At 70.1% G+C, this 21,652-nt stretch carries 25 protein-coding genes; 8 read left to right on the plus strand and 17 right to left on the minus strand.

Translation table 11 applies throughout. From position 1 onward, the window contains the following. Window positions 1–4: 4 nt before the first annotated feature. From ACJX2R_RS19460 to ACJX2R_RS19480, 5 genes are read right to left on the minus strand one after another with little or no spacing between them, the layout of a single operon-like run. Window positions 5–862: an isoprenyl transferase gene (locus ACJX2R_RS19460; RefSeq protein WP_413101173.1), complete on the minus strand. Its 858-nt coding sequence runs from the start codon at window positions 860–862 to the stop codon at window positions 5–7. Window positions 863–897: 35 nt separating this feature from the next. After that, entirely contained in the window at window positions 898–1,647 is a 750-nt protein-coding gene (gene recO / locus ACJX2R_RS19465) for a DNA repair protein RecO (RefSeq protein WP_044575559.1), read from the minus strand. A 15-nt stretch (window positions 1,648–1,662) separates the two neighbouring features. Then, window positions 1,663–1,860: a DUF397 domain-containing protein gene (locus ACJX2R_RS19470; protein ID WP_413101174.1), complete on the minus strand. Its 198-nt coding sequence runs from the start codon at window positions 1,858–1,860 to the stop codon at window positions 1,663–1,665. A 5-nt stretch (window positions 1,861–1,865) separates the two neighbouring features. Continuing rightward, window positions 1,866–2,075: a DUF397 domain-containing protein gene (locus tag ACJX2R_RS19475; protein WP_413101175.1), complete on the minus strand. Its 210-nt coding sequence runs from the start codon at window positions 2,073–2,075 to the stop codon at window positions 1,866–1,868. Window positions 2,076–2,079: 4 nt separating this feature from the next. Further along, complete coding sequence (locus ACJX2R_RS19480; protein WP_413101176.1) at window positions 2,080–2,928, minus strand: Scr1 family TA system antitoxin-like transcriptional regulator; 849 nt, start codon at window positions 2,926–2,928, stop codon at window positions 2,080–2,082. A 165-nt stretch (window positions 2,929–3,093) separates the two neighbouring features. Here ACJX2R_RS19480 and ACJX2R_RS19485 point away from each other — a divergent pair, with 165 nt between their 5' ends. Next, window positions 3,094–3,522 (plus strand): ATP-binding protein, encoded by a 429-nt coding sequence (locus tag ACJX2R_RS19485; RefSeq protein ID WP_413101177.1) that lies wholly within the window; start codon window positions 3,094–3,096, stop codon window positions 3,520–3,522. A gap of 7 nt (window positions 3,523–3,529) precedes the next feature. Here ACJX2R_RS19485 and ACJX2R_RS19490 read toward each other — a convergent pair whose 3' ends face one another. From ACJX2R_RS19490 to ACJX2R_RS19500, 3 genes are read right to left on the minus strand one after another with little or no spacing between them, the layout of a single operon-like run. Beyond that, window positions 3,530–4,000, minus strand: coding sequence for a hypothetical protein (locus tag ACJX2R_RS19490; protein WP_413101178.1), 471 nt, complete (start codon window positions 3,998–4,000; stop codon window positions 3,530–3,532). 51 nt (window positions 4,001–4,051) lie between these two features. Next, complete coding sequence (locus ACJX2R_RS19495) at window positions 4,052–4,804, minus strand: helix-turn-helix transcriptional regulator (protein WP_413101179.1); 753 nt, start codon at window positions 4,802–4,804, stop codon at window positions 4,052–4,054. A 40-nt stretch (window positions 4,805–4,844) separates the two neighbouring features. Then, on the minus strand, window positions 4,845–5,801 hold the full coding sequence (locus ACJX2R_RS19500) for an alpha/beta hydrolase (protein ID WP_413101180.1): 957 nt from the start codon (window positions 5,799–5,801) through the stop codon (window positions 4,845–4,847). A 240-nt stretch (window positions 5,802–6,041) separates the two neighbouring features. On the opposite strand from ACJX2R_RS19500, the gene ACJX2R_RS19505 reads away from it, so the two are divergent. Further along, window positions 6,042–6,245 carry a hypothetical protein gene (locus tag ACJX2R_RS19505; protein ID WP_262700062.1) on the plus strand — a complete coding sequence of 68 codons (204 nt, stop codon included), beginning with the start codon at window positions 6,042–6,044 and terminating at the stop codon, window positions 6,243–6,245. 18 nt (window positions 6,246–6,263) lie between these two features. On the opposite strand, the gene ACJX2R_RS19510 is transcribed toward ACJX2R_RS19505, so the two are convergent. From ACJX2R_RS19510 to ACJX2R_RS19535, 6 genes are all read right to left on the minus strand, one after another. Then, a complete protein-coding gene (locus ACJX2R_RS19510) occupies window positions 6,264–7,313 on the minus strand; it encodes a methyltransferase (protein ID WP_413101181.1) in 1,050 nt (349 codons plus the stop codon). A gap of 200 nt (window positions 7,314–7,513) precedes the next feature. Further along, entirely contained in the window at window positions 7,514–8,254 is a 741-nt protein-coding gene (locus tag ACJX2R_RS19515; protein WP_413101182.1) for a class I SAM-dependent methyltransferase, read from the minus strand. Between the two features lie 321 nt (window positions 8,255–8,575). Then, a complete protein-coding gene (locus ACJX2R_RS19520; RefSeq protein WP_413101183.1) occupies window positions 8,576–9,163 on the minus strand; it encodes a DUF1062 domain-containing protein in 588 nt (195 codons plus the stop codon). 197 nt (window positions 9,164–9,360) lie between these two features. Then, window positions 9,361–9,744 (minus strand): VOC family protein, encoded by a 384-nt coding sequence (locus ACJX2R_RS19525; protein WP_413101184.1) that lies wholly within the window; start codon window positions 9,742–9,744, stop codon window positions 9,361–9,363. Between the two features lie 95 nt (window positions 9,745–9,839). Beyond that, window positions 9,840–10,526 carry a hypothetical protein gene (locus ACJX2R_RS19530; protein ID WP_413101185.1) on the minus strand — a complete coding sequence of 229 codons (687 nt, stop codon included), beginning with the start codon at window positions 10,524–10,526 and terminating at the stop codon, window positions 9,840–9,842. A gap of 225 nt (window positions 10,527–10,751) precedes the next feature. Then, window positions 10,752–12,236 carry an MDR family MFS transporter gene (locus ACJX2R_RS19535; RefSeq protein WP_413101186.1) on the minus strand — a complete coding sequence of 495 codons (1,485 nt, stop codon included), beginning with the start codon at window positions 12,234–12,236 and terminating at the stop codon, window positions 10,752–10,754. Window positions 12,237–12,328: 92 nt separating this feature from the next. Between ACJX2R_RS19535 and ACJX2R_RS19540 the strand changes: the two genes are divergently transcribed. Continuing rightward, a complete protein-coding gene (locus ACJX2R_RS19540; protein WP_413101187.1) occupies window positions 12,329–12,898 on the plus strand; it encodes a TetR/AcrR family transcriptional regulator in 570 nt (189 codons plus the stop codon). A 165-nt stretch (window positions 12,899–13,063) separates the two neighbouring features. Here the strand turns inward: ACJX2R_RS19540 and ACJX2R_RS19545 are convergent, their stop codons facing one another. Continuing rightward, window positions 13,064–13,765: a haloacid dehalogenase type II gene (locus ACJX2R_RS19545; RefSeq protein WP_413101188.1), complete on the minus strand. Its 702-nt coding sequence runs from the start codon at window positions 13,763–13,765 to the stop codon at window positions 13,064–13,066. 111 nt (window positions 13,766–13,876) lie between these two features. On the opposite strand from ACJX2R_RS19545, the gene ACJX2R_RS19550 reads away from it, so the two are divergent. The 4 genes from ACJX2R_RS19550 to ACJX2R_RS19565 all read left to right on the plus strand — a co-directional run bounded on the left by ACJX2R_RS19550 (window position 13,877) and on the right by ACJX2R_RS19565 (window position 16,735). Beyond that, window positions 13,877–14,503 carry a CGNR zinc finger domain-containing protein gene (locus tag ACJX2R_RS19550; RefSeq protein WP_413101189.1) on the plus strand — a complete coding sequence of 209 codons (627 nt, stop codon included), beginning with the start codon at window positions 13,877–13,879 and terminating at the stop codon, window positions 14,501–14,503. A gap of 1,031 nt (window positions 14,504–15,534) precedes the next feature. Then, entirely contained in the window at window positions 15,535–15,684 is a 150-nt protein-coding gene (locus ACJX2R_RS19555; protein ID WP_262700052.1) for a hypothetical protein, read from the plus strand. A gap of 150 nt (window positions 15,685–15,834) precedes the next feature. Next, window positions 15,835–16,308, plus strand: coding sequence for a carboxymuconolactone decarboxylase family protein (locus ACJX2R_RS19560; protein WP_413101190.1), 474 nt, complete (start codon window positions 15,835–15,837; stop codon window positions 16,306–16,308). 208 nt (window positions 16,309–16,516) lie between these two features. Then, window positions 16,517–16,735, plus strand: a complete 219-nt coding sequence (locus ACJX2R_RS19565) for a hypothetical protein (protein ID WP_413101191.1) — start codon at window positions 16,517–16,519, stop codon at window positions 16,733–16,735. Between the two features lie 7 nt (window positions 16,736–16,742). On the opposite strand, the gene ACJX2R_RS19570 is transcribed toward ACJX2R_RS19565, so the two are convergent. Further along, complete coding sequence (locus ACJX2R_RS19570) at window positions 16,743–16,919, minus strand: hypothetical protein (RefSeq protein WP_413101192.1); 177 nt, start codon at window positions 16,917–16,919, stop codon at window positions 16,743–16,745. After that, on the minus strand, window positions 16,912–20,037 hold the full coding sequence (locus tag ACJX2R_RS19575; protein WP_413101193.1) for an NACHT domain-containing protein: 3,126 nt from the start codon (window positions 20,035–20,037) through the stop codon (window positions 16,912–16,914). Before ACJX2R_RS19575 ends, ACJX2R_RS19570 begins: the two co-directional genes overlap by 8 nt. 260 nt (window positions 20,038–20,297) lie before the next feature. Between ACJX2R_RS19575 and ACJX2R_RS19580 the strand changes: the two genes are divergently transcribed. Next, window positions 20,298–21,647, plus strand: a complete 1,350-nt coding sequence (locus tag ACJX2R_RS19580; protein ID WP_413101194.1) for a S8 family peptidase — start codon at window positions 20,298–20,300, stop codon at window positions 21,645–21,647. Window positions 21,648–21,652: the final 5 nt, after the last annotated feature.

Here is a 21,652-nt window from a genome sequence, read left to right on the forward strand (position 1 = left end):
CCGCCTACGCGGACGGGGAGCCCTTCTGGGAATCCTTCTGGGAGTCCTTCTTCAGCTGCTCCTCGTTGGGGATCGCCCCGCCGAAGCGGCGGTCCCGCGAGGCGTACTCCAGGCACGCCCGCCACAGGTCGCGGCGGTCGAAGTCCGGCCACAGCACGTCCTGGTACACCATCTCGGCGTACGCGCTCTGCCAGATCAGGTAGTTGGACGTCCGCTGCTCGCCCGAGGGGCGCAGGAAGAGGTCCACATCCGGCATGTCCGGGTAGTAGAGGTACTTCGCGAACGTCTTCTCGTTCACCTTCGACGGATCGAGGCGGCCCGCCCGGACGTCCTCCGCCAGCGCCTTCGCCGCGTCCGCGATCTCCGCGCGGCCGCCGTAGTTCATGCAGAAGTACATCGTCATGGCGTCGTTGCCCTTGGTCTGCTCCTGGGCGACCTGGAGCTCCTGCGCCACCGACTTCCACAGCTTCGGCATCCGGCCCGCCCAGCGGATCCGCACGCCCATCGCGTCCATCTCGTCGCGGCGGCGGCGGATGACATCGCGGTTGAAGTTCATCAGGAAGCGCACCTCGTCGGGCGAGCGCTTCCAGTTCTCGGTGGAGAAGGCGTAGAGGGAGAGGTTCTTGACGCCCATCTCCAGGCAGCCCTTGAGCACGTCCATCACGACGCCCTCGCCGACCTTGTGCCCCTCGGTGCGCGGCAGTCCGCGCTCCTTGGCCCAGCGGCCGTTGCCGTCCATCACGCAGGCCACGTGCTGCGGCACCAGCTCACCGGGGATCTTCGGCGGCCGGGCGCCGGACGGGTGCGGTTCCGGGGTCCGGTACTCGCGCCGCTGTCGGCCCAGAAACCCGCGTCCTGCCATGCCTGCCATGTCTCCCTCAGCCCTTGCTCTCTGTACTACTTCTCTACGTACCGCAGCGACCGAAGTCCCCGCTCCAGGTGCCAGTGCAAATACGCCGCCACGAGCCCGCTGCCCTCCCGGGCATGCCGCAGCTCACACGCGTCCGCCGTCTCCCAGTCCCCGGTCAGCAGCGCGCCCAGCAGCGTCAGCGACTCCGCCGAGGGTACGACGCTTCCGGGCACCCGGCACTCTCCGCAGATGACCCCGCCCGCGCCGACCGAGAAGAACCGGTTCGGACCGGGCATCCCGCACTTGGCGCAGTCGTCGAAACTCGGTGCGTAGCCGTTCACGGCGAGGGAACGGAGCAGAAACGCGTCCAGGACGAGATGCGGCTCGTGGTCCCCGGCGGCGAGGGTGCGCAGCGCGCCGACGAGCAGCAGATACTGCTGTACGGCGGGCTCGCCCTCGTGGTCGGTGAACCGCTCGGCCGTCTCCAGCATGGCCGTACCGGCGGTGTAGCGGGCGTAGTCGGTGACGATCGACCCACCGTACGGAGCGATGGTTTCACTCTGCGTGCAGAGCGGCAGCCCGCGGCCGATCAGCTCGCCGCCCCCACGCGAGAAGAACTGCACGTCAACGTGGCTGAACGGTTCGAGCCGCGCCCCGAACTTCGACTTCGTCCGCCGCACACCCCGCGCGACGGCGCGGACGCGGCCGTTGTTGCGGGTGAGCAGCGTGATGATCCGGTCCGCCTCTCCCAGCTTCTGGGTGCGCAGCACGATGCCGTCGTCGCGGAACAGACTCATGGCGCCCATTGTCCCCTAGCGGGACAGCTGATCGAACCGCCCGGCCCGGGCGGCCCGGGTCAGCGCCCGGAGGGCGGCGGGGGTGGTTGCGATCACGGTCCCGGGTTCGTCGCTCTCGCGGAGGAGGACGGCATCCGGTATTCGAGCGAGCTCGACACAGTTGTTGGCCGCGTCACCTGAGTACGAGGACTTCCGCCAGTGTTGTAAGTCCACCTCCCTCAGCCAGCCATGTGGTCAAACCCGCCGGTCTTGATCCTCGCGACAAGCGCTCGGAGAGCAGCTGGGGTGGTGGTGATCACGACGCAGGGATCATCGCTCTCGCGGAGGAGTACCGCAGCGTTGAGGGCGTGGGCCAGCTCCACGCAAGCGTTGCCCTCGGCGTCGGCCGAGTAAGAGGACTTCTGCCACCGCATGTCGGACATCTCCATGCCTTCACAGTTGATGGGCGATGCCGTGAACGAAGTCACGGGTTTTGTCGGGAGACAGCGCCATCGCCTCGGTCCGGTCGAGAACTCTCCTGTAGTTGGCCAGGTACGTTTCCGCGTCCAGGAGGGCGCTGCCGTTGGGCGAGTCGAGCTGCACCGTATCCAACTGCGGCACCGGCCCCGTGACGTACGTCGTGGAAGTCCCCGCGTTCGGGAATCCGCCAGCGGAGAAAGGGACAACCCGTACGGTCACGTTGTCCCGCTCCGATGCCTCCACAACGTACTCCAGTTGCCGCAGCGCCACCTTGGTGCCGCCGAACTGGAGTCTCAACGCAGCCTCGTGAATAAGGAAGGTGCACTGCGGTGGATCTTCACGATCCAGCACATCCCGGCGCCTCAGGCGGTGGGACAGTCTGCAACGCAATTGCGCTGGCGTCGGCTCCGGCTCAGCCGTGGAGAACACGGCCCGCGCATAGTCCTCCGTCTGCAACAGCCCTGGGATGTGCATGATCTGCACCAAGCGCAGGCCCGCAGCATGGTGTTCCAGCTCGGCGAGGTCCAGAGCGCTGGCGGAGAGCTTGCCACGGTATTCCTCCCACCACCCTTTGACGCGTTCCGTCGCCATGACCACAAGGGCATCGACGTACGCCTGATCGCCGCATGAGTAGATCTCGGCGAGCGCCCTTACCCGTTCGTCGCTCACCCCGAACCGACCGGCCTCCGTGTTGCTGATCCGGGTCCGATCCACTCCCAGTTGCTGGGCGGCTTGCGCCACGTTCATCCCGGCGTGCTCACGCAACTTGCGCAGCTCCGCGCCGAGACGTCGCTGCCGCGCAGTCGGGGCCGTCCTCGGCATGCGCTCTTCCCTTCGCTCCCGGAACACAGTGTTGCGTGGGACGTTCCCACACATCGAGACAGAGCAGCAATTCTATCGAGCGATAGCACGCGTGCTCACTCATGCTCTATGGTCCTGCTAGCGCAGCGCAACGAACCAACCACGCACCGCGTTGGGAGTACCGCCATGCCCGAAGTCGCCGAACCCACCGAACCCCCGTACGCCTACCGCTTCAGCGCCCCCAACTCCCCGAAGAGCCCCAGGGTCTGCCGCGACGCGATCGCCGCGCTACTCCAGGCCAACGACCTGCACGACCTCGCGGACACGGCGAAACTCCTGGTCTCCGAGGCCGTGACGAACGTCAATCAGCACACCAACACCCAGCTGATCCACATCGACACCCTCGTCCGCGACCGCATCGCGACGATCGCCGTACGCGACGGCTCCCCGGAACGCCACCCGTACCCCCGCGACGCGGCACCCGACGAGGAGGGAGGGCGCGGGCTGTTCCTGATGCGGGAGCTGGCCTACGCATGGGGCGTCACCTGGGAGAACGGGCTGCGCCCCACCGGCAAGCACATCTGGTTCGAGCTCCGCGAACCCCTCACCGAGTGACCAAGAGTCAAGAGCGCACACGCGGCAGCGTGTAGCCGCGTTTGAGCCCGAACCGGGAGATGACCAGCAAGACGGTCAGTTCGCCAAGGATCAGCAGGAAGACCCCGGCCTTCGGCAGTACCGAGTCCAGCAGTCGGCCACGCGAGCCGTATCCCCAGTCGTCGCCGGCGAACACGGTGGAGCCCTTCCTCGTCGGCTCGGCGCCCGCGTCGACGTTCCCCTCGCCGGTACGCCCGCCGGAGAATCGCCACGTCGCGCGGCAGGTGTACTGCGGGGCGCCCTTGTAGCTGTGAGTGGAGCACCGCCGTACATCCAGCACATCGGCCCGATCCCCCGTGACCAACCGCTCGGCCTCCCGGTACTGCCACACGCCCCACCCGACGAGGGCGGCCAGACTCAAGGCGACCAGCAACCGGAAGATCAGCTTCCGATGCCGTTTCCCCGGCCGCTCGAGCATCCCTGTCGGATCCGGTTCCATCCCCACCACACCCCCACCATCGCCATAATCGAGGCAAAGGTAGCCGGGGAATCACGCATTCAGTCTCCGCGAAGAGGATTGTGTGTCGGTTTGCGGGGCCAGTGAGGCCAGTGAGGTGGGGCGGACCGCGTCGGTGGCGGTTGAGCCGAGGAGGAGGGCGGTCAGGTCGTGGGGCTGGGCCCGTTCGTCGGTGGGGGTCGCCGCGGTGATGCGGTCCAGGCGGAAGCCTCGGCCGGCGCGGCGGGTGCGGCACCACGCGATGAGGTACCAGCGGCCTTCGGCGGTGAGGAGGCCGGACGGTTCCACGACGCGGTCGGTTTCGCGTCCGGACGCGTCGGTGTAGGACAGCCGCAGCGCCACGTTGTGGGTGAGGGCCTGTTCCACGGCGGTGCGGATCCCGGAGTCGGTTCGGGTCGGCCGCATGACGATCCGTGCGGCGAGTTCGCGGGCCGCCGTCGAGGCGGGGCCCGTCATCGAGGCGGCGATCTTCTGGGCCGCGGTGCGGGCCGCGCCCGCGTAGGGGGTGGCGGCGCCGACGGTGGCGAGTGCGGCGGTCAGTGCGGAGGCTTCTTCGGCGGTGAAGTGGATCGGGGGCAGGGTCATCTCCGGGGAGATGGACCAGCCCCCGCCCCGCCCGGGTGAAGTGCGCACCGGAACGCCGGTCTCCATCAGCGTCTGGAGGTCGCGCTGCACCGTGCGGGTGCTGATCTCGAATCGCGCGGCGAGCGCCGCGACCGTCAGTGGCCGTGGCGCGGCCGCCCGCAACTCCTCCACCAGTGCGTACAGCCGGGCGGTGCGGTTCATGGGGCCGACGCTACCGTCACGCGGTGGACGGACGCCGCCGTCACGCGGTGGCCAGGAAGTCCCGCTCGCGCCGCTGTTCCCGCTCGGTGATGGTGAGGGGGAACAGGGTGAAGCCGTGCATCGCGCCGGCGATGACGTCGAGCCGTACGGGCGCGCCCGCCGAGCGCCAACGCTGGGCCAGGAACAGGGAGTCGTCCAGCAGCGGGTCCTCGGTGCCGACGACGAGGCGGGCGGGTGGCAGCCCGGCCAGGTCCGCGAAGAGCGGGGAGACCTCGGGGTCGCGGCGCTGCTCCGCCCCCATCCCCGGCGTGAACAGTTCATAGGCGCCCCGGAGCGATTCGGTGTTGCTCAGCCGCGGTCGGGGGCCGAACAACCGCTGGCTCGGTGTCATCGACAGGTCGTACGGGCCGTAGAGCAGGTGGGCCGCCCGGAACGCGCCGGTGATGCCGTGCCGGTCGCGAAGGCGCAGCAGCGTCAGGACGCTGAGGTGGGCACCGGCCGATTCACCGCCGATCAGCAGCCGTTCCGTACCGAACTCGGCCGCGGTGTGCTCCACCAGCCACCGGGCGACCGCTTCGCAGTCGTCGGGCCCCGCGGGGAACGGGTGTTCCGGCGCCAGGCGGTACTCCACGCTCACCACCGCCAGCCGTGCCTCCACGGCAAGCCGCCAGAGCCTTTCGTCCTGCCCGTCCGCGGCGCCGAACGCCCAGCTGCCACCGTGGATGTGCAGATGCACGCCGTGGACGCGGTCCGGCACGAACGTCCGCACCTTCACCCCGCCCGCGACGACGCGGTCCTGGCCGTGCTCCAGTCTCACCGGCGGGGTGTCGGCGCCGAGCCGGTTGCGCCGCAGGAGTGCCAGTGTGGCCGCGCTCGGCACCGGCCCTCGGACCGGCCGGCTCGCCGCGTCGGCCGCGAACTTCTCATTGAAGGCCAGGGTTTCGGCGAGGCAGTCCTCATCCGTGATCGTCGTGCCACCGACATCTGTGATCGTCATGCCGCCGACGTTCGCAGCCGCCCGCGACAACACCCTGTCACCCTTTCTCTGTGATCTACGTCATGGCCTGTGCGATGTCGCGGCCGCGACATCGCCGCCGCGATGTCACAGCCGTGTGCTGGACGCGATCTGGGCCGGTCACAACCCGGCGGAGGCAGGGCGGTTGGCGGCTCGGCGGCGTTCTCCATTGCGCACACTGGTGGTGCGGGGCAGGTCAGCGACGAGTTGGGGGGATACGCCATGGCGGCCGGTTGCCGGGACTGTGAGACATGTACGAGGTCGTGGCTGGGGCGGCTGTTCCAGAACGCGGCGGTGGGGCTGATGCATGTGGTGACGATCGGCATCAGCTATCTGGTCAAGAAGGGGTTCAGGCGGCACTGCCCGCAGTGCGGGCACCTGCTGTCCAGGCACGCGCGCAGGGCGGACGGTTCGTTCCGGGACTAGGGCCTGTCCGGCGGGGCGTCAGACGGGCATGGCCTCCAGCACGGAGAGCAGGGACGCGGAAGGCGTCACCGATACGAGCCGCAGACCGGCCCGGTTGAACACGGCCTCGAACTCGTCGGCGCTGCGCTCCCGTCCGGTCGACAGCGCCATCATGTTCAGATCCATCAGCGGCTCCAGGCCCGGCTTGCCCACCTCGTCCACGAGGAGTTCCATCACCAGCACCCGGCCACCGGGTTCGAGCGCTTCCCGGCAGTTGCGCAGGATGCGTACGCAGGAGTCGTCGTCCCAGTCGTGGAGGACGAACTTCAGCAGGTGCAGATCGCCGGACGGCACCTTGTCGAAGAAGTCACCGCCGACGAAGGTGAAGCGGTCCGCGACGCCGAGCTTCTCCGCCGAGGCGTCCGCATCGGCGCCCACATGGGGAAGGTCGAGCACGTTGCCGGTCAATCCGGGATGCCGCCGCATGAGGGTCTGGACGAGGTTTCCGCCGGCGCCGCCGACATCCACGGCGACCTCGGCGTCCTTGATGTCGATCACATCGGCCAGTTGGTGGGCCAGGTTATGTGTCATGGCGGTCATGGCGTTGGTGAAGACCTCCGCCTCGCGCGGCTGGGTGGCGAGCCAGTCGAAGACCGGCGCACCGAGAGCGGCCTGCGCCTGGGGGGTGCCGGTGCGTACCGCGTCGGCGAGCCGTCCCCATGGCTGCCAGTGCGACTCGGTACCGCCCCACAGCGCCAGATCACGCAGCGAGTCGGGGTTGTCGGTACGCAAGGTGTCGAGCAGGGACGTGCTCTCGAACCGTTTCCCGTCCGCCGACGCGGCCAGGCCGAGCGAGGCACACGACCGCAGGAACCGGAACGTCGAGGCGGGGTCCAGCGACTCCGCCTCGGCCACCTCGGCGGCGGTGGCCCCATCCGGGCGGAGGTGGTCGGCGATGCGCAGTTCGGCCGCGGTGCGCACCATCTGTGTGACCCAGTACCCCGTGATCATCTGCAACATCCGTCCCGTGTCGTCCACGGGCGGGGTGGCAGAACCAGCCGCGACGAACGGATGCTCGAACAGTGTCATGTGATCCCCTTCGACTCGCACAGACTCGGCCGCTCGTCCACCGGATGGTGCGGCCCTCTTGTGGGTCAAGAGGAAGGGAATATGGGTGGGGTTGATCCGCCGACGCGGACAAAATCGCCCGCCACCGGAGAAAATCGCCGACCGCCGCGCTCCCGCGAGGCCATCCCGCCGTCGCGTTCCCGCGAGGCCATGGCTGACGGTCACCAGCCGGCCGCGGCTCCGGCGGATGTCCGGCGCGCGGCCGGGAGGCTGCCCGCGGGGCGGCGCAGGTGCCAGACGTCGGCCGGGGGCAGATTGGCCCAGACCGTGCTGCGGCCGGTGGCGTAACGGCGGCGGTAGTCGGCCAGCACCTCTTCGGCGGCCCGGTGCCGCCGCGCCTGGTTCCGGGAGGGGAGCAGGCTGCGGGCCCGCCGGGTGCCGCGGTAGGCGAAGTAGGCCAGGAGGCCGCCGGGGCGCAGCAGCTCCAGATACCGGCCCATGATCGCCTCGATCTGGTGGGGATCGAAGTTGGCGAAGGGCAGGGCCGAGATGATCGCGTCGTAGCGGCGGCCTACGTCGAGTTCCTCGACGTAGGCCTCGTGCACACGTATCCGCTCGGACCGTCCAGCCAGGTGGGGGTGGGTGCGGACGAGGTCGCGCAGCCGGCCGGTGAAGCGGGGGTTGGCCTCGACGATGTCCAGGCGGCTGCCCGCCGGCAACTGGTGGATCAGGGAACGGGTGACCGACCCGGTACCGGCGCCGGCCTCCAGGACGCTCAGCGGCCGCCCCGCCTGTGAGCGCACCGGTTCGGTCAGCGCGTGGGCCAGCGCCCTGCCGCTGGGGGCGAGGGCCCCGGTGGTGCGGATGTCGCGGGCTGCCTCGAGGAGGAACATCCAGCCTCCGGCGGCGCGCTGTCCGAGGACGTGGTCATGCGGGGTGGTCGAGTCATCCGTGGCGTGCATGGGCGCACGCTACATACCGGCTCCGCATGGGCGGATCCCTCGATGTGTGACGGTGCCCACCCGCGCGGACGCGGGAGGCGGCGCGGAGGGCCGGCGTGTCGCACCCCGGCGGCCGACCTGGGCGCGTTTCGGGTGAGTTGGCGGCATGGGACGACGGGGCGGCGCGTACGGGCACCCCGGAGCAGTGACGCTCATCACATCCGCCACCCGGGACGATGGCCCGGCCAGGGTTACCCCTATCTCACCGTATGTACGCGGCGGCGCGGATGTCACAGCGCCGTGCCGGGCCCAGGGAACTTCGCCCCTGGGCCCGGGGAGGGCTCAGCGCTTGAGCGTGAAGGTGAAGTCGCCGGTGAGCTTGGCGCTCAGCCGGACCGCCGAAACGAGTCCGCCCTCCGTGATCAGTCTCTCGACCTCGGCCCGCGAAAGACCGCAGCCTTCAGCGATCAGTCGCACCGGCCGGACGGGGATCCGCGCCGCGAAGCGGACCGAGACATCGATGCTCCCCAAGCTCTCGGCTTCGCTCGAGCAGGGGAGACCCCATCCACGGTCCAGGTGATCCGATCCGCCGGTGTCGAGGCGCCAGGCGTCGTTCCAGTCGAGGGCGATGCGATTACGGCGCCGTACGACCGGATCCTGGAGCAACTCGGCTGTCAGGCCACGGTCGTTGGCATGCAGCCGGTCCAGCAGCTCGGGTCGTACGGAGCGCACGTTCATCCGCTCCAGGACCGTGAGCTTCGCCGTTTCCCCGCACCCGGTACAGAGCACGAGGAGCCAGGCGTCGATGAGCTTGTGGTTCGCGTTGACGCGGAATTTACCGCTTGCCCGGAAGCGCTCGGATGCGCAGGCGTGGCAACGGCGGAGAACGAGCGGCAGGCAGGTGGGCATGACCACCCAGCTATTGAGCACAGAAGTACACCGGTTTCAGTGAGAAATCCGCAGCAAAAAAGAGCGCGGCGCATATGCGCGACGCGCGACAAATCAGCGCTTGGGAGGTCTCACACGGTGTACAACGGCACGTCCCTGCCTAGACGACTTGGGTCGGCAGAACGGTAATGGCCCGGAGCGGTGCCGCTCCACTGATTTTGTCGAAGCCTCGAAGCCGCTCAGAGGGGCTGGAGCCGGCGGCGCAGGAGGCAGAACTCGTTGCCCTCGGGGTCGGCCAGGACGTGCCAGTTCTCGGTGCCGGTCTGACCGACGTCGGCGGGCTTGGCGCCGAGCGCGAGCAGCCGCTCCAGCTCGGCGTCCTGGTCGCGGTCGGTGGCGTTGACGTCGATGTGCAGTCGGAGCTTCTCGGGCCGGGGGTCGCTGCTGGGGCTGAGGACGAGGGTGGGCTGCAAACCGCCGAAGCCGGCGTCGGGCGGCCCGATCTCGATGCTTCCGTCGTCCTCCCGGCCGAGTTCGACGTAGCCGAGGACCTCGCTCCAGAACGCGGCGAGCCGCTCGGGGTCGACGCAGTCCAGGACCAGCTCACTGATGCGGCATGCCATGCCCCTCAGTTTACGGAGAGCACCCGAAAAGTCAGCGCGGCGGTGGAACCCACCGGAAGGTGGCTCCACCGCCGCGGCCGCGCGGGCATTGACGTTTACTCGTGGGCGCTGATCACACCGCGGGTGCTGAGCACGATGTACACGCCGTTGGCGTTGAGCCCGGCGTCGTGTCCGTTCGCCTCCATCGTGCCCATGACGTCACCGTGGCCGATGATCTCCGCACGGTAGTGGCTCTCGCCGACCTTCGTCACCTTGGCCGTCCAGCCGCCCGCGAGCTCGAAGGTGCCCGGCGCCTTGTGCTCGCCGCCCATCCAGGACTTGACCTCGCCGCCCATGGTGAGCACGACATACATGCCGTTGGCGTCGAGCCCGGCGTCCTGCCCGTTCGTCTCGAACGTGGCCAGGACGTCACCGTCGTTGACGATCTTGAGGCGATAGTGCTGGTCGCCGAGCTCGTAGATCTCGCCCGTGCTGCCGTCCGCCAGGGTCTCGGTGCGGTCCGGGGATGACGCCTCGTCCGCGGCGCCCGCCTTGCTCTCAGTGCCCGCCCCATTGTCGGCCTTGTCCTCGGTGCCCGCCCCGGCGCCGGCCTTGGCGTCGGTGCCCTTCCCTCCGGTGGAGGAGTCCGCGCTGTTGGACGTGGCGGAGGCCGCGGGCTTCGAGGCGTTGGCGTCCGAGTCGTTGCAGGCGGTCAGGCTGAAGCCGGCGGCTGCGATCAGGACCGCGGCGGCGACGCGCAGGGTGCGGCGGCGAACGGTGCGGACAGCGGTGTTGGAGCTCATTTCGGGTCCCCCCAGGGGCAGTCGGTGTGGTGGTCTCTTCGGTGCGTCACCCACTCTGGTCGGGCTCCCTACCGCAAGACTGCCGCCCCGCTAACGGTCCGCTAACCCGGGTGTGAGCCGGGGACCAGGGGGGCGCAAGCGACACTCTCCCGGGCGGAGCGAGATCGTCATGGGTACTCCTCGATATGTGGGGTGGGGTGCGCGATTGGCGTGCGCGGTCGCGTCTCAGGCCTTGGCGGCGGCTTCCGCTTCGGCGGCGGCGTCGGGGGCCGCCGGTTCGGGGAGGCTGGGCAGGAGCAGGCACAGCGGAACGGCGACGGCGGTGAGGGCCACCGACCACCAGAACGCGGTGCCGAAGCCGTCGGCCAGGGTGTCCGGGGTGTGGGCGCCACCGGTGCTGTGCTGGAGGATGACGGCGAGGACGGCGATGCCCACGGCGCCGCCGAGCTGCTGGGCGACTCGGGTGATGATGCTGGCGTCGGGGATCTCCCCGTGCTCAAGACCGACGTACGCGGCGCCCATGGGCGCGATCATGGCCGCGCCCAGAGCGATGCCGCGGACGAACAGCGCGGCCATGAGCAGGACTTCGCTGGTGCCGGCGGTGACGAAGGCGAATGGCACGGTGGCCGCGGCGACGAAGGCGAACGCCGCGAAGGCGACCCCGCGGGGGCCGATGCGATCGGTGTACGCGCCCGCCAGCCCGCGGGCGAGGAGCGCGCCGACACCCTGCGGGATGAGCAGCAGTCCGGCGCCGAGGGCGTCCTCGCCGCGGACCTGTTGGAAGTACAGGGGCAGCAGCATCATCGACCCGTACAGGGAGACGCCGCCCAGGAGGAGCAGAGTGGCGGAGGAGGCCACCGCGCGGTGGCGGAACAGCCGCACATTGACCAGGGCGCCGGTGGTGCGGGTCAGCGCCCAGGCGGTGAAGCCCCCGACCAGGGCGAGTCCGCCGATCAGCGGGATGAGGACCTTGGCGTCGGCGAAGCCCGCGCTGCCCTCGACCTGGGAGAGGCCGTAGACGAGGGCGGCGAAGCCCGGACAGAGCAGGAGCAGGCCGACGGTGTCCAGACGGGTGCGGGGGCGGCCGGGCGCCGGTCGGTCGTTGGGCAGATTGCGCCAGGCGAGCCAGGCGCCGACGACGCAGAAGGGGACGTTGACGAAGAACAGCCAGCGCCAGTCGGCCAGATGCAGGATGAGGCCGCCCAGGACCGGGCCGAGGATCGGGCCGAGTGAGGTGGGCACGGTGATGATGGCCATGACCTTGCCGATGTTGCGGCCCTCGGCGGCCTGCATGAGCAGCGTGGCCATGAGCGGCATCATGAGGCCGCCCGCGCCGCCCTGGACGACGCGGAAGGCGATGAGGCTGGTCGCGTCCCACGCCAGCGCGCTCAGGACCGAGCCGAGCAGGAACACGACCAGGGCGGCGATCCACAGATGTCGGCCGCCGAGCCGTGACTGGGCCCATCCGGCGAGTGGGATGGTGACGAACACCGCCAGCAGGTAGCCGGTGCTCACCCACTGGATGGTGGCCAGCGGGGCGTCGAGTTCCCCCGCCAGGTCGTTGAGCGCGACGCTGACGATGGTGGTGTCGAAGACGACGGCGAGGGCGCCCACGATGAGGGTGATCGCCATGCGCCACACGGCGGGATCCACACGATCGGGGTCCCCCGCGGTTGCCGCGGGGTCGGACCGGTTGGGGGGAGTGCCCATGAACAGCCACCTTAAGATACAGGGATCTATCTTACGGCGGTCAGAGTAGGACGCTAGGATAAGAAAGGCAACTCTATCTAATGGAGGAACGCATGCCCGAGCGACGCCGCGGCGCGGCCCTGGAGAAGGCGCTCCTCGACGCGGCCTGGGAAGAACTCACGGACACCGGCTACGCCAGGTTCACCATGGACGCCGTCGTCAAGCGCGCGGGCACCAGCCCGCCCGTTCTCTATCGCCGCTGGTCCAACCGCGACGACCTGGTCCGGGCGGCCATCGTCCACACCCTGAAGGAGTCCCGCCTCGACGTTCCCGACACGGGAAGCCTGCGGGAGGACATCCTCACCCTCATGCGGGAGATCAACTCCACCCGCGTCCAGTTCATCACCATCATGAGCATGCGCCTGGCCGACTACCACCAGGCGACCGGAAACAGCCCCGGCGAGCTGCGCGACCCCCTCGTGACGGGACGCGCGGAGGCTCTCGGCGCACTCTTCGGCCGCGCCGTCGACCGTGGCGAGATCAAACCGGAACGCCTCACCGAACGCGTCAAGTCGCTCCCCTTCGACCTGCTGCGCCACGAAATCCTCACGACCTTCGCCCCCGTGCCCGACGACACCCTCGAAGAGATCGTGGACACGGTCTTCCTCCCCCTGGTGCGCTGACCACCGACCCAGGCGAGCTCGCCGTGGCTCAGCCCTCTTCGGCGACCAGGGTGTAGCGCACGGTCTGGGCCTGGATGAGGCCGTCGCGGAAGCCGAAGGTCACCCCTTCGCGGCCCCGCAACACACCGGAGGGCGTGACGAAGACCTCCGCGTAGTTGGCGCTGGCTATTGCGTGAGCAAGTTCCTATCGAGCTGATCGGCCAGATCGGCCAAGCCGTCGGCGTGCAGATCGAACCGGTCCGAGGGACCGGGCGGGTCGCCGACGGGGCGGGCGACGTAGGCGGTGCGCAGGCCGAGAGCCTGCGCACCGCGCAGGTCCCAGGCGTGGGCGGCGACCATCAGCAGTCGCTCCGGCGGCCGTCCGGAGACGGTGACGGCCAGCTCGTAGACCGCGGGGTCCGGCTTGTAGGCGCGGGCGTCCTCGGCGGACAGGGCCTGGTGCCAGCGCAGTCCGGCGTGGGCGTTGAGCTCCAGCAGCGCCGTCCGGCTCGCGTTGGACAGGCCGATCAGCGGGAACCGCCCGGCGAGCCGGGCCAGCCCCGCCACCGTGTCGGACCACGGCGGGAGTCGGCGGCCGGACACGGCCAGCGCCGCCACGGCGGCCGGGGCGGCGACTCCGGCGGCGTCGGCGACGAGCCGGGCGGCTTCGCGGTCGAGGACCTCGGTGGTGACGTAGGGCCGGGCGCCGTCGAGGATGCGGCGCTGCTCGCGGTCGATATGCCGCTGCCACAGCGACAACAGCCGCTCGACCCCGGAATCGTCGAGCGCCGGGGCGAGTTCACGGATACCGGCGCGGATGCCGGTGGGTTCGTCGACGAGCGTGCCGAGCACATCGAAGACGACGGCGTCGATCTCCAGCTCTGACATGGGCAAGGTCTCCTGACGGAGCGGGGGCGGGCGGGGCCGAGGCCGGCAGCCGGCACCGCATGTAAGGGTTAAAATTGCGTTTAGCCGAACGTAGCGAGGAGTGCGTCAACGATGCAAGTGGCGTTGGACGATTACGTCTGGGCGGCGGGGATCGCGACGGAGCTGGTCAACACCACCGCCGAGGTCTGGCGCGGCGACGACCGCCTGCCCGACCTGGCCGCCCTCGTCGCGTTCACCGAGCCGCACGGCGACCGGCCCGGAGGTGACGACGACGTTCCGGACGCGCTGGCCGAACTCGCCCGCCAGGGACGCCCAGCCGACCTCCATGCGGTGCACGCGCTGCGGACCACCGTGCGGGACCTGATCGACCACCCCGACCGCGACCGCCTCATCACCGGCGCCACCCGGCTCACCTCGTCCGCCCGGGGCGCCACCCTGATACCGGACCCCGCACACGGGGGCCGCATGCGGTGGGCCGTCCCGCTCCGGGACGGGGCGACCATCGCCGACGCACTCTCCCTGATCTGCGGCATGGGCGTCCTCGGGGTCGTCCACACCCTCGGCGAGCGGCGGTTCCGCCCGTGCACCGCACCCACCTGCCGGGGAGCGTTCATCGACACCACCCGGCCCGGCAGCCGCCGCTACTGCATGCCCGGACTGTGCGGCAACCGCGTCAACGTCGCCAACCACCGGGTCCGCCGAACCGCGACGCGCGACCGGGCCACCGACTCCGAATAGGCCGCCCTATTAGAAGGTGACGAAAACCGGCCACATGCTCATCATGCGGCACCTCGATGCCCTGGCGGGATCAGAGGTTCCGCTATCAGAACGCACTGAGAGATCGGGTCCGGAGTCGAGGTTTTTCATTCTTCTGAACGGTCAGAACAGTGTTGCGAATAACACATATTCACCCCTTGTAGTGCATCCGAACCGCACAGAAAAACACTATCCTCGGTCCAGTCGTTGACTGGGCGGAGGCCGGAACAGCGACGCTGCCCGCACATCCGTGGGGTCAACGACGAAGTAAGCGGGCGTGGTTCTCCACGTCTGGTGAGGGCCGCCGCCCCTGCTCCAACTGCCAGGAAGGGAGGGGCGGCGGTTTCCGGCCAACACCGTCATTGCTCACCGCTCATCCGAACCATCCGCACACGATTTGCATTCGCGATCATCTCGTTGCATCCGCTATGGATAGATCGCTCGGGCAATCACTTAGCCGGACAGCAGGCCGCCGCCAATTCGAGAGGCAATTAGCCGACACCGCGGAGCCAAAAACTCCTGCTGAGCGCCGCCGCACCCCATGCCGGACATGACGCTTTCGCGAAGACACGCCGAATATGCCGGGAAATCGGTTTCTGGGGCGCTTCATCGCCACCTGGAATGTGGCGTTGGCCATATCGAGGACGGGCCCAACTGGCGCGTTAAGCGCATTTACATGCGCTCCCAATCGCAAAGTTGCGGGATACCGGTCGGTAAGTATGGCCGCTATGGTCGGCGATGAGGGCTATGCGGATCAATGTCCCTGAAGCGGAGGGGAATTGTAGTGTCACCCTCCGACAGCCGACGGCTGACGCTTTGTCAGTGGTTAGTGCGGGTTTAGTTGCGTCGAGCGACGTGGCTGCGTTAACTACACGACACCTGTCCGCGGGCAGGCGTACGTTCCGACGTGGTGTTCCCCCCTTCCTGGCAGTTGGAGCCGAACACTCCGTCAGTCCCTCACCAGACGGGCCCCGGCACATGACCGAGGGCCTCGAAATCCAAGGAGAATCCGCATGGCCGAACGCAGGCGCCGGCGACACCTCGAGGTCAACCTCGACGAGCACGTGACCTTCTCCGTCCGCATCTCCCCCAAAGCGCTGCGGTGGGCCTGGGCCGTGTGCATCACGGTGGGCAGCACCGCTTGGTACGCGCTGACGCACTAGATGTGCCGTCCGGAGACGCCGGTGGCGGGCGACGCTCGGTGAGCGGCGCCCCCGCCATGAGAGACGCAGGTCACATCCGGTCCTGTCACATCTCTCCGAGCCGTTCCGTCAGGGAGGTGTAACCACGGCAACCGCATAGGAGAGCCCGTCATGGACGCTCGCTTGAACCTCTTCGGCAACCCGCTCCTCGGCACCTTCCTGAAGCACCTCAACTCCGCGGGCAAGGTGATCAGCGACTCGGCGCTGCCGGCCGCGACGCAGGAGCTGGTGAAGATCCGCGCCAGCCAGATCAACGGCTGCGGCTTCTGCACCGACATGCACACCAAGGACGCCGCGAAGGCCGGGGAGACCCCGACGCGCCTCAACCTCGTCGCGGTCTGGCGGGAGGCCACGGTGTTCACTGACGCCGAGCGCGCCGCCCTGGAGCTGGCGGAGCAGGGCACCCGCATCGCCGACGCGGCCGGTGGTGTCACGGACGAGGCGTGGGCGAACGCCGCCGAGCACTACGACGAGGAGCAGCTCGCCGCCCTGGTGTCGATCATCGCCGTCATCAACACCTACAACCGGCTGAACGTCATCGTCCAGCAGCCCGCCGGCGACTACCAGCCCGGCCAGTTCGGATGAGGTCCGGCGTCCTCCCGCGGGGCGCTGGCGAGAATCCGTGGAGGGTCGGCACAAACGCTCATGGCTGATGCCGTGACCGGTGCCTAGCCTGCCGCAAAGCGTGATTTCCACGCGTTCGGCGGGCACACCACGGAGGCTCGAGTTGGCACGCGAAACGACGCGGGGGAACGGCCGGGGGACGGACGCCGCACGTCCGATGGAAGTCGGCATGGTGCTGTACGGGGGTCACACCATGCTCGACTTCGTCGGTCCGCACCTGGCCTTCGCCAGCACCGGCTCGCTCGTGCTCGCGGCGGCGGGTCTGCTCGACGGCTGCCGGGCGGCGACGCACTGGGCCACCCGGGATCAGCTGGCGTTCGGCGTCGAGAGCATCGCCCGCACCGTCTCGCGGGTGCTGCAACGGCGCGCCGCGCCGAGCGACGCGTGATGGCTGCTCACGCCTTGCTGTCATCGGGCCACGGCGTCCGGGCCATGGTCCGTGCCCCGAGGGGCCCAGGGCACGCCGACTCGCCCAGCAGGGCATGGACGTGGTGGTCGGCGACCTGAGCGACCTGGGAGCGGTGGTGGCCGCCGTGATCGCCGACCCCGGACCGGGCCGCACGGTCAGGCACGGACCAGCACGATCGTCTCGTTGGGCACGATCGAGCCCTCCGCGCGGCGTTCGAGCACCAGGAGGCCGACCGCGATGTTCCGGTAGGTGCCGGCCAGACCGGCGTCTTGCAGCACGAGGCCGGCCATCTCCGACAGCGCCAGCGCTTCCAGGCGGAGGAAGGCGGCCTCCGACGCCGTGATGGACCGCCGTGCCGCGGCGAGATCCGTGGTGACCTCGACGATCCTGGCGGCCATCTCCCCCAGGGCGCTGGGGAAGACGGTGTGTTCGCGGCTCGGGCCCGACACGACGGCCGCCGCGTTCCTGGCCAGGACCGAGAGCGTCTCCGGCAACAGTGCCCATAGGCGGGAGGCGGTGAAGTCGATGCCGCTCAGCGCCCGGTGGACGAGTGACGGAAAGGAGTCCGACCGCGCCGTGGCGCGCCAGGAGCCCTTCCGCCGACCGGCCAGAAGGAGCAGCAGGGCGACCAGTCTCATGGCCCGGTAGGCGTCGTGGGAGCGGAGCCTCAGGGTTCCGTGATCGGTCTGGTAGGCCGAGATGCCGAGCTCGCCCACCTCCGGCACGAGGGAGAGCCCCAGATCCGGGGCGTCGCGAGCGGCATGCCAGACGGCCGAGGTCACGTCTCTGCGCGCGTCCGACGTGGCTCCGGCGCGGAACATGGCATGGAGGTCGTCGCATGCGAGGGCCACGGTCAGGAGCAGAGCCGGATACTCCGGGGCATTCCAGGCCACGTTGACGGCGTGGCCGCGCGAACGGTCCACGGCGGTCCCGGCCCCGCCCTCTCCCGGACGGATGAGACCCGATTCGTCGATGAGGTCCCGCACCATGGCGAGCGCCCATCTGCCCTGGTCCAGGATCTCGTCGTCCTGCTCGCTCCGGCCGAGCCAGGAGTAGGACCGGCTGGTCCTCAGCTCAGCGAACCCGCCGGGCGCGTCCAGTACGAGACCGGACCGCAGGTCCGCCGGTCCGGGCCACCACGGGTTCCTCGCCCCCTCCGGCACCCACAGCGGCACCCCCACGGGTTCACCGTCCGAGGAGGCGTACCAGATGGTGTGCTCGGAGGCCGGAGCGGCGAGGCGGAAACCGGGGTCGGCCACTTCCGCCTCGGTGGGCAGCCGATAGTCGACGTCCTCGGGCAGGAGGCCGTTCAGCCACCGTACGAAGGCCCCGGCCTGCTCCCTGGTCATCCCCACGGCGGCCGCCTCGGGCGGGCCGTCGCCCAGGCCACGCGCCGTCGGCGGGAACTTCTCCGCCGCGAAGAGGCCGAAGATCTGCCACGTCACCGGCCGCGCGCAGACCAGCGTGTCCTCGCCGACCCGTACCGTGTCGCGCAGCCACCGCATGACCGTGACGGCCGTCATCAGACGGCGCCGGGACGAGCCGACGGGCTCCTGAAGCGCTTCCTCGCGCAGCGTTTCCAGACGGCGGGCCATCGACACGTCGAGCTCGGTCGCCTCCTCCTCGCAGTCGAAGGCCAGGGCGAGCGCCCTGACGGTCTCCGAGGCCAGGCACGCCCCTACCACCGGGGCCGGGTCCGCCCGGGCCGCGTACAGCAGTGTGGTCTCGCGCCACCAGTCGTCGTCCACGTTGGCGGCCAGGACGTCGGCCAGCCCCCGGTGCTGGATGTGCAGGGCGGCCAGATGTTCCTGGAGGGTGAGATGGGCGAACGAGTACAGCCCGCGCTCCCGCTCGATCAGCAATCCGCTGACCACGATCGCGTCCAGGAACTCCTGTGAGGACAGGATCGAGGAGACCCGGAACAGCAGCGGGCGCAGCACCTCCGAGGCGTACTCGCCACGGATGTCGCGCATCCGGTCGGCCATCATCACGAAGGCCAGCTCCCGCAGCAGCACCTCCTTCTTGGCCCCCGTCAGCTCGTCGTGCGAGGCCACTGCGGCGCCCTTGGCCTCCTGGCGGCGCCACAGCAGCACCTCGCAGATCTCGCCGTAGAGCTCGGCCCGGCTGCCGGGCAGCGCGCCCCGGTAGCGGTGCACGTTGGCGATCATCGTCAGCAGGAGCGGATTGGCCGCCAGGTCGTACAGCACGGGCCGGGCGCGCAGCCGGGCCAGCAGATCCTCGGCGCCCTCCTCGGCCCGGTCGGTGACGGCGGCGTCGTCCGTGCCCGTGCTCAGCCGCTCGATCGCGCGGTACCAGCCGTGGACGAAGCGCCGGATCTGCTCTCCGGTGAAGCGGCGCACCTGGAGCACCCGGGCGCGGTTGACCGGGGCGCTCGCATAGCCGTGGGGGCGTGAGGTGAGGACGAAGTCGTTCCCCTCGTACTGCTCGATCTGCTCCTCGACCCACTTGGACACATGGCGCCGGTCCTCCTCGCGGGCCACCTCGTCGAGGCCGTCCAGCAGCACCACGCAGCGGCCCTCCTGGAGTTGGCGGCCGAACCAGCCCGGTGGCTCATCGCCCTTCAGCCGCCCCAGCGAGGCCCCGACGATCTCCGGCAGCGAGACGTCCGGCCGCGCGCCGATGGTCTCGGCGTGGTCCCGTAACAGCAGCAGCACCGGCAGATCGCGCCCGCCCCGCTCCCGGGCGAGGCCCAGCGCCAGATGCTTGAGCAGGGTGGTCTTGCCGGTGCCGGGGGCTCCAATGACCGCGAGCGCGGCGCCCTCCGGTTTGCCGAGGAAGTCCCGTACGGACTGCCGCACGCGCAACTCCCCGTCGGCGCCCCCGGGGAGCGTCCCCGCCAGGGACTCGCGCGACGCCTCGTGGGCCGGCCTCGGCACCAGGCTGACATCGACGAAGACCTCCTCGAGGCCGGGGGTGTAATCCCCGCGCGTGGCCAGGCCCTTGAGGTCGATGAAGCGGTGGTGGCTCAGTACGTACGCGCGGTAGTCCCGCTCGAAGCGGGAGAGCCGCCACCGCAGCCGCTGGTCCACGGCGTCGGCGACCCGCTCGACCCACCGGTCGGCCACCTTGCCGTACACCTTGGCGAGGAATCCCAGGGCCGCCAGCAGCGCCCCGTACCCGAGGAAGAGCAGCAGCGAGACGACGGGATGCGCGCTGACCGACGACCAGAACCGTGCCCCCAGCACCGCCGGTGGCACCAGACTCGCCACCGCGAGCCCGAACCGGGTCAGCACCTCCGCGTTGCCCTTGCCGCCCGCCACAGTTCTCCCCCGAACCCTCGGTCCCCCGCTCCCCGTGCCGTCCCTTATACCCGCGCGCGTCCGCCTCGCCCATGGCCGCGTCGGATCAATCGGTGTGCGGGGGCGCCCGGGTCCCGAGTTGCGGGCCCCCACGCGGGGGGTGACGGTGGGCATAAGGGGGACGTGGGGGCTCGGGGGCTGCGGGGGCGGGTGAGACATCCCGGGGAGCGCGGGGGAGCACAGGGGAGCACACTGACCGCGCACAGGAGCGGAGAAAGGCAATGACGAACGGACCTGGGCCCGTGGGGCCCATGGGTAAGGGACCGAACGGGGAGCGGCCGCGGCAGCGGGCCGGTATGCCGCCGGGGGCGCAGCAGACCGAGTACACCGGGCGGTATGTGGTCCTGCTCGATCAGCAGGAGCCCGACCGCGGTATGGAGGCGCTGCGCTCGTCCGTGGGGATCTCGTCCGTCGAGCGCGTCCGCGGGGCCGAGCCCGGAGCGGCGGAGCTGCTGGGGCGCGCCGATGTGTCGGTGGTCTTCGACGAACTCGGTGTCGCCGTCGTCGATGTGCGGCCGGACCAGCGCCATGCGCTGGTCACCACGGCGGAGGCGGAGCCGACGATCATCGCGACGGAGCCGGAGCGCGTGGTGTACGCGTCGGTGATCACGGAGCCGCAGCGCACGCTGACCGGCTTCTTCCCGACGTACCGCAGCGACGATGGCGAGGTGTCCCGGCACACCCGGGCCGAACTCGCCACCTCGCTGGGACCGGCGTGGGACGAGCAGAACACCACCTGGGGAATCCAGGGAATCCGCGCCAACTGGTCGCATCTGACGGGCAGCGGGGTGAAGGTCGCCGTGCTGGACACCGGGGTGGACACCGACCACCCGGATCTGGCCGGATGCGTCGAGGCGACGGCCTCCTTCGTGTCCGGGGCGAGCGTCGAGGACGGCCATGGCCACGGCACCCACTGCGTCGGCACCGTGGCCGGTCCGGCCAAACCAGGGCACGCGCCCCGGTACGGCGTGGCCGGTGAGGCCCGGGTGCTGGTCGGCAAGGTGCTCAGCGACCAGGGCGTGGGCTCCGACGGCGAGATCCTGGCGGGGATGGCCTGGGCGGTCGCCCAGGGCGCCCGGGTGGTCTCGATGTCGCTCGGGGCTCCGGTGCAGCCGGGCGAGCTGTTCCCGCAGACGTACGAGAACGTGGCGCGGCGCGCGCTGCGGCGCGGCACCGTGATCGTGGCCGCGGCGGGCAACGAGAGCCGGCGGCCCGGCTTCGTGGCGCCGGTGGGACGGCCCGCCAACTGCCCGTCCATCCTGGCGGTGGCGGCGCTCGGCAAGGACCTGGGGACCGCGTTCTTCTCCTGCGGCGCCATCAACGGCGCGGGCGGGGAGGTCAACATCGCGGCGCCCGGGGTCGACATCTTCTCGGCCGCGCCCGACGGCACGTACCAGACGATGAGCGGCACGAGCATGGCGACGCCGCATGCCGCCGGTGTGGTCACGCTGCTGGCACAGGCGCATCCGGACGCCTCGGCGGCCGACCTGAGCACCCGTCTGCTGTCCGGCGCCCATCCGCTGGCGCAACCGGGCGCGGACATCGGCGCGGGTCTGCTCCAGGCCCCGTGAGCGGC

This window comes from Streptomyces sp. Inha503 (genome assembly GCF_047215865.1).
Taxonomy (GTDB): Bacteria; Actinomycetota; Actinomycetes; order Streptomycetales; family Streptomycetaceae; genus Streptomyces; species Streptomyces lycopersici.

Coding starts and splice junctions, on each gene's coding strand:
- ACJX2R_RS19460 (WP_413101173.1), bottom strand. CDS start 862: ATGGCAGGACGCGGGTTTCTGGGCCGACAGCGGCGCGAGTACCGGACC.
- recO (WP_044575559.1), bottom strand. CDS start 1,647: ATGAGTCTGTTCCGCGACGACGGCATCGTGCTGCGCACCCAGAAGCTG.
- ACJX2R_RS19475 (WP_413101175.1), bottom strand. CDS start 2,075: ATGGAGATGTCCGACATGCGGTGGCAGAAGTCCTCTTACTCGGCCGAC.
- ACJX2R_RS19480 (WP_413101176.1), bottom strand. CDS start 2,928: ATGCCGAGGACGGCCCCGACTGCGCGGCAGCGACGTCTCGGCGCGGAG.
- ACJX2R_RS19485 (WP_413101177.1), top strand. CDS start 3,094: ATGCCCGAAGTCGCCGAACCCACCGAACCCCCGTACGCCTACCGCTTC.
- ACJX2R_RS19490 (WP_413101178.1), bottom strand. CDS start 4,000: ATGGAACCGGATCCGACAGGGATGCTCGAGCGGCCGGGGAAACGGCAT.
- ACJX2R_RS19495 (WP_413101179.1), bottom strand. CDS start 4,804: ATGAACCGCACCGCCCGGCTGTACGCACTGGTGGAGGAGTTGCGGGCG.
- ACJX2R_RS19500 (WP_413101180.1), bottom strand. CDS start 5,801: ATGACGATCACAGATGTCGGTGGCACGACGATCACGGATGAGGACTGC.
- ACJX2R_RS19505 (WP_262700062.1), top strand. CDS start 6,042: ATGGCGGCCGGTTGCCGGGACTGTGAGACATGTACGAGGTCGTGGCTG.
- ACJX2R_RS19510 (WP_413101181.1), bottom strand. CDS start 7,313: ATGACACTGTTCGAGCATCCGTTCGTCGCGGCTGGTTCTGCCACCCCG.
- ACJX2R_RS19515 (WP_413101182.1), bottom strand. CDS start 8,254: ATGCACGCCACGGATGACTCGACCACCCCGCATGACCACGTCCTCGGA.
- ACJX2R_RS19525 (WP_413101184.1), bottom strand. CDS start 9,744: ATGGCATGCCGCATCAGTGAGCTGGTCCTGGACTGCGTCGACCCCGAG.
- ACJX2R_RS19530 (WP_413101185.1), bottom strand. CDS start 10,526: ATGAGCTCCAACACCGCTGTCCGCACCGTTCGCCGCCGCACCCTGCGC.
- ACJX2R_RS19535 (WP_413101186.1), bottom strand. CDS start 12,236: ATGGGCACTCCCCCCAACCGGTCCGACCCCGCGGCAACCGCGGGGGAC.
- ACJX2R_RS19540 (WP_413101187.1), top strand. CDS start 12,329: ATGCCCGAGCGACGCCGCGGCGCGGCCCTGGAGAAGGCGCTCCTCGAC.
- ACJX2R_RS19545 (WP_413101188.1), bottom strand. CDS start 13,765: ATGTCAGAGCTGGAGATCGACGCCGTCGTCTTCGATGTGCTCGGCACG.
- ACJX2R_RS19550 (WP_413101189.1), top strand. CDS start 13,877: ATGCAAGTGGCGTTGGACGATTACGTCTGGGCGGCGGGGATCGCGACG.
- ACJX2R_RS19555 (WP_262700052.1), top strand. CDS start 15,535: ATGGCCGAACGCAGGCGCCGGCGACACCTCGAGGTCAACCTCGACGAG.
- ACJX2R_RS19560 (WP_413101190.1), top strand. CDS start 15,835: ATGGACGCTCGCTTGAACCTCTTCGGCAACCCGCTCCTCGGCACCTTC.
- ACJX2R_RS19565 (WP_413101191.1), top strand. CDS start 16,517: ATGGTGCTGTACGGGGGTCACACCATGCTCGACTTCGTCGGTCCGCAC.
- ACJX2R_RS19580 (WP_413101194.1), top strand. CDS start 20,298: ATGACGAACGGACCTGGGCCCGTGGGGCCCATGGGTAAGGGACCGAAC.